The sequence below is a fragment of the Ruminococcus sp. CAG:330 genome, assembly GCF_000437175.1.
Taxonomy (GTDB): domain Bacteria; phylum Bacillota; class Clostridia; order Oscillospirales; family Ruminococcaceae; genus Ruminococcus_C.
In genome coordinates, this window is the sequence record NZ_FR898031.1 from 10,081 (window position 1) to 13,661 (window position 3,581).

Below are 3,581 nucleotides of genomic sequence, written 5' to 3' on the forward strand. Positions count from 1 at the left end.
GGGGGTAGAGCCGCCGTTGCCGATGTTCTCGCTGCCCTCCAGTACCAGAACGGAGACACCATTTTTTGCAAGATTATATGCCGCAGCGCATCCGATGATGCCGCCGCCAACGATAATGACTTCTGCATTCATTTTGTCTCCTCCTTATCTCTTGCCAGCACTTTCATTTCAATGGGGCGCATGGGCGCTCTGCCGGTGGCAGGACCGAGTTCATTGGGACGCACGCCCAGTTCCCGTGCAACGATGCCCTTTACCAGTTTCGTACAGGTCTGCCCCTGACAGAGTCCCATACCGGTTCGCAGATACCGGCGAATTTCGGTGAGGGTGAACATGCCGTCATGCACCGCACGGCGAATCTCCCCTTTCGTAATCTCTTCGCAGCGGCAGACGATCATGTCGTCGTCTGGCTGGGGAACAAACGGTTTCAGTTCACGGTTTCTGTCATTCATGCTGTCTCCTCCTCCCGAAAAAATCTTGCTTTCATGGCATATTCTTTCGGCACTTTCATGGTAAGCAGATTCGTATGGTCGAATGCCTTTGCGCTGCGCACATTGACCACCTCTGCCTCACAGACCTTATCGCCCTTTCGGTTCAGGGCAACGCCCTTATCGCCTTTCTGCGGCAGGGGCAGGAACTCATACGGCAGTGTGATTTCTGCGGTACCGTCTCCGCAATCCTCGTTCACGAGGAAGATTGCCTGACCGGAACAGGAAGCTACGCACATGCCGCAACCGGTGCACTTTTTCTCCGGATCGATGGACGGCAGTGCGGTGATGTTGCTGCCGATGCGGATGCAGTGCTTCGGACATGCATCCTGACACGGGTTGCAAGGGATGTTCTGGGTACACTCGATGACCGGATGCACACCGCTGCCGTGGGTCACACCGGGAAAGCGCTCGATCTCCGCCTCGGCAACGAACCCGTGTTTCAACAGGTTTTGCGAAATTTCCACACCTTCTTCGGTCTCGGTAATCTGTTTGCCACGCATTCCCGGTGCAAACATACCCTGCCGCAGACCAGCCAGCGCAGCCTCCTGCTTGGCTGCCTCTTCCTTACAGGTTTCCTCCGAGATAAAGCCCAGCCGTGCAGCTGCTGCAATCCCGGCGATTCTTCCCTCGATCATGGCACTGGAAGCCTCTTCGATACCGGAAACATCTCCGGCAGCATAGATGCCGGGAATCGATGTTTCGCCGTATTCATCCACAACCGGAACAAATCCGGCCTTTGCCGGATTGTCCTCCATGGCGCATCCTGCCATATCGCACAGCTTGGACATGGGCGAAAGCCCGACTGCCAGACAAATCGTATCCACATCGAAATGTTTTTCCGTGCCCGGAATGATCTGCCAGTTCTTGTCCACCTCTCCGATGGTCACGCCAGTGACACAGTCCTCGCCGTCTGCGGAAATAATTGTATGGGACAGATAGAACGGCACACCGCATCTTGCTACCTTGGCTGCGTGAACGCCATAACCGCCCACACGGGGCGCTGCGTCTGCCACGGTAACCACTTCACAGCCCGCCTGCATCAGCTGAAAGCTGACCACCAGTCCCACGTTACCGGAACCCAGCATCAGCACACGCTTGCCCGGCAGTGTGCCGTGGAGGTTCATCATGGTCTGCGCTGCACCTGCGCCGATGACACCCGGCAGCGTCCAGCCCGGAAACGTGACCATGTTCTCACTTGCGCCGGTGGCAATCAGAATCGTGTCCCCCTTGACGTGGATGACATGGTCTTCGACCTTGACAGTCACTTCCTTTTCCGGAAAAATGCCGATCACGATGGCATTCAGAACAACCTCAACCCCCAGAGATGCTGCCTCTGCCAGAAGCTCTTCACCGATATGGAAGCCTCGAATCTTTGCCTTGTGCTCTTTCGAGCCAAAGAACTTGTGAATCTGCTTGAACAGCTGTCCGCCGGGCTTTGCATTTTCATCGTATACCACAACGTGCATTCCCTTTTTTGCCGCCTCAATGGCTGCGGACAAGCCTGCCGGCCCTGCGCCGACCACAATCATATCATAACGCTTCATCATTTTGCTGCACCTCCCGGCTGTTCTGCAGTCACACCATACTGTGTCCGGATCTCCATGCCCTCTTCCAGCGGCGTGATACACGTCCGCACATTCGGCTGTCCGTTGACGACCATGACACAGTCGGTACAGCGCCCGATGGCGCAGAAGATTCCTCTTGGCTTATGCTCTTTTCTGGTGTAGCGGTGCACCATCACGCCGGCATTTTTCAGTGCCATGGCGATTGGCTCTCCGGCATATCCCTGTAGTGTTTTTCCATCAAAAGTAAAGGAAACCAGCTGTCCCTTTTCATATGTTCCCAGAATCGGATGTTCCTGTATTCTCATGTCTGCTCCTCCTGTCTCTTTATACCATCTGCGGGGTATCCCAAAGCTTCAGCTTTGTGCCGATGCCCTTTTTCAGCGCATTGCGGTAAACCATTGTGCCCCAGGCCACATCCTCTACCGGCATACCGCCGATGGAGTACACGATGATCTCATCGTCTTTCCGGTGCAGCGGAATGTTGCCCATCAGGATGTCGCCCAGATCGTCCACCTGCTCCGGCTTCATCTTGCCCTCTGCAATCAGATCCATGACATGCACTGCCGGAATCGGAACGGTGTTGTAAGCGTTGGGTTTCATCTCCTCTTCCCATGCCTCGTACAGCTTGATGTTGTCCGTCACGGTTCTTGCACGGTGAATTATGAAGTCATCATCGAACCGGAGCGCCGCAGTGGAACTGATCAGTGCCCCCGGCTTGATCCATTCCTCTTTGATGTACGGATACAGGCTGGGATCGCCGGTGGGCGTGGAAGTGCTTGCCGAAACAATATCGGCATCCCGTACCGCCTCTTCCATGGTATCCACCGCATACACATTCACCTGCGGATATTCTTTCTTCACGTGGGCAATGAACTTTTCCAGCGAGGCTTTTCCACGACCCTTGACCTTAATGGTCTCAATGCCGGGACGAACCGCCATGATCGCTGCCAGCGCCGTCTTGCTCATCACGCCCGGACCAATGATGGCAGCCACCTTGGAATCCGGCTTGGACAAGTGCTTGTATCCCACACCCGGAACTGCGCCGGTGCGGTAAGCGGAGAGGATGTTGGCGGACATATATGCCACCGGTGCGCCGGTGTCCTTGTCATTCAGCGTCAGCATCAGGATGGAACGGGGCAGACCCTTTTCCTTATTGGCACAGTTGGAGCCGTACCACTTCATGCCTGCCATGTCGAACACACCGCCCAGATACGCCGGCATTGCCATAAAACGTCTGTCCGGACCGTCTACCGGCATTTCCGGAAACGGAGAGGACGGCGGGAACATGACCATACATCCGTGGGAGTTGCCGTTTGCGCCACCCATCCGATAATCGCCAACTTTCATCAGCTTGAACATTTCCTCCATAGCATCGATGCAGCCTGCCATATCCTTGACACCGGCTGCCACCATATCCTCTTCGTTCAGATACAAAAAATCAACTTCTGGATAGCTCATCTGAAATACCTCCTACGAAACGTCCGGCACACGCCAGTGTGTGCTGCGCTTCCTGAAAAATAAAGCAAAA

The 3,581-nt window shown here is 55.1% G+C and carries 5 protein-coding genes; all 5 read right to left on the bottom strand.

The features are described 5' to 3' along the window. On the bottom strand, positions 1-132 hold a 132-nt coding region (locus QZL66_RS03900; protein WP_293601835.1), incomplete at its 3' end, for an FAD-dependent oxidoreductase. Further along, the gene (locus QZL66_RS03905; RefSeq protein ID WP_022410444.1) at positions 129-449 is read right to left on the bottom strand and encodes a (2Fe-2S)-binding protein; all 321 of its coding nucleotides are present in this window, start codon (positions 447-449) and stop codon (positions 129-131) included. The genes QZL66_RS03905 and QZL66_RS03900, both read right to left, overlap by 4 nt. Continuing rightward, positions 446-2,032 carry an FAD-dependent oxidoreductase gene (locus QZL66_RS03910; RefSeq protein WP_293601836.1) on the bottom strand — a complete coding sequence of 529 codons (1,587 nt, stop codon included), beginning with the start codon at positions 2,030-2,032 and terminating at the stop codon, positions 446-448. The genes QZL66_RS03905 and QZL66_RS03910 overlap by 4 nt, the downstream gene beginning before the upstream one ends. Next, on the bottom strand, positions 2,032-2,358 hold the full coding sequence (locus QZL66_RS03915; protein WP_022410446.1) for a (2Fe-2S)-binding protein: 327 nt from the start codon (positions 2,356-2,358) through the stop codon (positions 2,032-2,034). Before QZL66_RS03915 ends, QZL66_RS03910 begins: the two co-directional genes overlap by 1 nt. 19 nt (positions 2,359-2,377) lie before the next feature. Further along, positions 2,378-3,511 (bottom strand): tyramine oxidase subunit B, encoded by a 1,134-nt coding sequence (locus QZL66_RS03920; RefSeq protein WP_022410447.1) that lies wholly within the window; start codon positions 3,509-3,511, stop codon positions 2,378-2,380. Between the last annotated feature and the right edge of the window lie 70 nt (positions 3,512-3,581).